Source organism: Micromonospora phytophila, assembly GCF_023656545.1.
In the GTDB taxonomy this organism is placed as follows: Bacteria; Actinomycetota; Actinomycetes; order Mycobacteriales; family Micromonosporaceae; genus Micromonospora; species Micromonospora phytophila.
The window spans coordinates 1-4255 of the sequence record NZ_JAMOKF010000406.1; the positions used below are offsets into that span (position 1 = coordinate 1).

Annotated in this window: 3 protein-coding genes; 2 read left to right on the forward strand and 1 reads right to left on the reverse strand. The window is 75.1% G+C overall.

Annotation, left to right across the window (positions count from 1 at the left end; translation table 11 throughout):
• Positions 1-571, reverse strand: a 571-nt coding sequence (locus tag NCC78_RS28390) for a P-loop NTPase family protein (RefSeq protein WP_504921159.1), incomplete at its 3' end; no start/stop codon positions are given.
• 233 nt (positions 572-804) lie between these two features.
• Between NCC78_RS28390 and NCC78_RS28395 the strand changes: the two genes are divergently transcribed.
• Both NCC78_RS28395 and pncB read left to right on the forward strand, forming a co-directional pair.
• Positions 805-3483, forward strand: a complete 2679-nt coding sequence (locus NCC78_RS28395; RefSeq protein WP_250798352.1) for a helix-turn-helix transcriptional regulator — start codon at positions 805-807, stop codon at positions 3481-3483.
• A gap of 16 nt (positions 3484-3499) precedes the next feature.
• The coding region (gene pncB, locus NCC78_RS28400; protein ID WP_250798354.1) for a nicotinate phosphoribosyltransferase at positions 3500-4255 on the forward strand (756 nt) is incomplete at its 3' end.

The window sequence follows — 4255 nt, forward strand, 5'->3', positions numbered from 1 at the left end:
CGGGCACCGGGGCCCACCCGGTCGTGCCCGGAGTGACCGCGAAGAAAACCTCGACCGGCGCTCCGGCCAGCTCGGCGAGCAGATGGAGCTCGGCGGCGGTGAAGGCCTGGTCGGCGGCGATCACGAAGAGCACCGCCCCGGCCCGGCCGGCCGCGTCGAGCAGCACCCGAGAGCCGGCCGCGCCGAGGGTGCCGGTGTCCGGCGTGTCGACGAGGCTGAAGTGCCGCAGCAGCGGCTCGGGCACGGTCAGCTCGACCCGGCGCGGCGGACGGGCCAGCGCCGGACCGGCAGCGACCCGGTCGGCTCCGTACGAGTGCGGCTGGCGGTAGCCCGGCACGTGCGCCGACCGGGTCGGCACCTGGGAGTGCCGCACCGCGAGCCAGCTGCCAACGGGCACGGCGAGCATGCCCGGCTCCAACCCGAGCAGGGCGGCGAGCACCTCGGCCCGGCCTGCGCCGGCCGGGCCGGCGGCCACCACCGCCAGCGGCTCGTGCGGGCCCGGCTCGGTGACCCCGAGCCGGGTGGGCAGCGGCCCGCATCGTGGCAGGTCGGCGGCGGTCTCGTCGGACACGTCGACGGCAGGGAGAGGACCCGGCTTCATCGCAAGCGGCCTCCCGGGGCAGGCGACCGGCGGCAACCGGTTCGCGTGGAAAAATCCGGTAACGACACCCGGATGCCGGAAGAGTACGGGCGAACCGGGCCCCCGGCGGAACACCTTGGGTACTCACCGGTAATGACGAGCCTACTCAACTTCGTAGCGTGACGGTATGCGCGCGGACGGAATTCCGTCGATATGCTGCCCCGATGAGTCGGTGGAGGTTCGTCGGCCGCACGGACGAGTACAACCGTCTGTTGTCGGCGGTGACCGGCGCGGAGGGACGAGGGCTCTTCCTCAGCGGCAGCGCGGGCATCGGCAAGAGCCGCCTGCTGCGCGAGGGGGTGGCGGCGCTCCCCCGGGACGAATACGCGGTCTGGTCGATCGCGGCCAGCGCCACCACGGCGGCCCTGCCGTTCGGCGGGCTGGTCCAGGTGCTCCCGGCCGAACAGCCGCAGGGCCTGTCACCCGCCGGCATCCTGCGCTGGGCGGTGGAGGTGCTCCAGCAGCAGGCCGCCGGGCGCCGCATCGTGCTCGCGATCGACGACGCGCACCTGCTCGACCCGCCGTCGGCCGCGCTGGTGCACCTCCTCGCCCGGGTGGAGAACGCCACCGTGGTCGGCACCCTGCGCAACGGCGAGCAGATTCCGCTGCCCATCCGGGCACTGTGGACCGACGACCTCGTCGAGCACGCCGAGCTGAGCCCGATGGACCCGGCCGACACCGCCGGGCTGCTCGCGGCCATCCTGGAGGGCCCGGTCGACGCCACCTCCGCCGACCGGCTGGGGCGGCTCTGCGCGGGCAACCCGCTGCTGCTACGTGAGCTGGTGCACGCGGCCGCGGGCAGCGGGGAGCTGACCCGCACCTACGGGGTGTGGAAGTGGACCGGCCGGTTCGAGCTGGCGCCCAGCCTGAACGACCTGGTCGACACCCGGATCGGCCAACTGACCCCCGGCGTACGGGCGGTGGTCGAGCTGGTCGCGTTCGGCGAACCACTCGGCCTGCACCTGCTCCACCAGGCCGTGGACCCCGACGACGTCGAGACCGCCGAGGAACGCGGCCTGATCTCGATCGTCCAGCACGACCGCAGGCTCAACGTCCGGCTGGCCCATCCGCTCTACGGCGAGGTGATGCGTCGGCAGTGCCCGGTCACCCGGACCCGGCGGTTGCAGGCCCACCTCGCCGAACTGATCGAGCGGGTCGGCAAGCGACGCCGGGAGGACCTGCTGCGGGTGGCGGTCTGGCGGCTCGACTCGGGCACCGCCCAGGATCCGGCGATGCTGCTCGAAGCGGCCGGGCAGGCGTTCGCCCGGTACGACGTACCACTGGCGACCCGGCTGGCGCGGGCGGCGCTCGACGCGGGCGGCGGGTTCCACGCCGCCGAGCTGCTGGCCACCATCCTGATGTTCGCCGACCGCCCGGGCGAGGCGATCGAGGTGCTCGACGCGATCGCCGCCGACGTGCGCAGCGACGCCCGGCTCAGCCGGTGGCTCACCGTCCGGGGCATGGTCACCTACTGGGGACTGAACCGTGAGTCCACGGTCGAGGAGATCGCCGCCCGGGGCGCGGAGCTGACCGACTCGGCGGACCGGGCCCGGGTGCGTGCCTTCGAGGCGATCATGCGGCTGCACCGGCTCGACACCGCGACCGCGCTGCGGCTCGGGCAGGCCGTGCTGGACCGGCCGGCGGCCAGCATCTCGGCCCGCGAGCTGGCCCGCTGCACGGTCGCCCACCTCCAGGCGGCGCAGGGGGAACTGCGCCGCAGCGCCACCGCGGTCAGCCTGGTGCAGGCCGAGGCGGCCCGCTGGCGGGCCGACATGCCGTACCTCCAGCTGGCCCTGGAGCTGGCCCGGGGCACCCGGCTGGCGCTCGCCGGGGACCTCGCCGGCATCGACGCGATCGTGGCGGACGAGTTCGCCGACCTCGCCGGCGCCGGGGACTTCCGGCTCGGCACCGGCTACCTGGGCATCCTCCAGGCGTACGCGGCCCGGCTGCGCGGCCAGAGCGACGCCGCCCTACGGACCAGCTTGGGGGCCTGCGCGGTGCTGGCGACCAGCCGCGTCTACGCCGGCCTGGCCCAGGCCGAGCGGGCGCAGGCGGCGGCGTTGCGGGGCGATGCCGCGCAGGCGGCCGAGGCGATGGCGGAGGCCGACCGCACCCACGCGCCGGGCATGGCGGTGCTCTACCCGTGGCTGGAGCAGGCCCGCGGAGCGGTGCTCGCGGTCGGCGGCGACCTACCCGGCGCGACCAAGCAGCTGACCGAGCTGGCCGACCGGCTCCGCGCGGACGGCTTCGCCGGTCACGAGGTGCACGTGCTGCACGACCTGGTCCGACTCGACCAGGCCGCCGCCCCGACCGGCCCGACCTGCTCCGACGGCACCCGGCGCATGGTGGCCCAGCGCCTGGCCGAGCTCTCCGAACGCGTCGACGGGGTGCTGCCTCCGCTGCTGGCCCGGCACGCCCGGGCGGCGGTGACCGGCTCCGCCGCCGAACTGCTGGCGGTGGCCGACGGCTTCGCCGCGCTCGAGCTGAACGTCTACGCGGCCGAGGCGACCGCCACGGCCCTGCACCGGCTGCGGCAGCGACGCTCCGCCGAGGCCGTCGGCGCCCGGGAACGTCTCGCCGGCCTGCTCGGGCGCTGCGACCTGCTGCGCACCCCGGCGTTGCAGGCCGGCGCGCCGACGCTGTCCGAACGGGAGTGGCAGGTGGCGCGGCTCGCGGCGGACGGGGCGACGAGCCGGGCCATCGCGGAGCGGCTCTACCTGTCCGCCCGGACGGTGGAGAACCACCTCCAGCGGATCTACAGCAAGCTCGGGGTGACCGGCCGGACGGAGCTGCGGGCCGCGCTGCGGGCGATCCCGGGCCATGACGGCGAGGATTCCCACTGAACTCTAGGCTGGGGCGGTGAGCACCCTTCGCCCCGCGCTGCTGACCGACCACTACGAGCTGACCATGGTCAGCGCCGCCCTGCAGGACGGCACCGCCGACCGCCGCTGCGTCTTCGAGGTGTTCACCCGCCGGCTGCCCGCCGGGCGCCGGTACGGGGTGGTGGCCGGCACCGGCCGACTGGTCGAGCTGATCCGCGACTTCCGCTTCGACGAGGCGGAGGTGGACTTCCTGCGCGGCGCCGGGATCGTCGACGAGCGAGCCGCGGCCTGGCTGGCCGACTACCGCTTCACCGGCGACGTGGACGGCTACGCCGAGGGCGAGCTCTTCTTCCCCGGCTCGCCGATCCTCACCGTCTCCGGCGGCTTCGCCGAGTGCGTGGTGCTGGAGACGCTGGTGCTGTCGGTGCTCAACCACGACAGCGCGGTCGCCGCCGCCGCCGCACGGATGGTCACCGCCGCCCGCGGCCGGACCCTGATCGAGATGGGCTCGCGGCGGGCGCACGAGGAGGCTGCGGTCGCGGCGGCGCGGGCCGCGTACCTGGCCGGGTTCCGGTTCACCTCCAACCTGGCCGCCGGGCAGCGCTACGGCATCCCGACGGCCGGCACCTCCGCGCACGCGTTCACCCTGCTGCACGACGACGAGCGGGCCGCGTTCGCCTCCCAGGTCGCCACGCTGGGCAAGGACACCACGCTGCTGGTCGACACGTACGACATCAGCCAGGGCATCCGCAACGCGATCGCGGTGGCCGGGCCGGATCTGCGGGCCATCCGG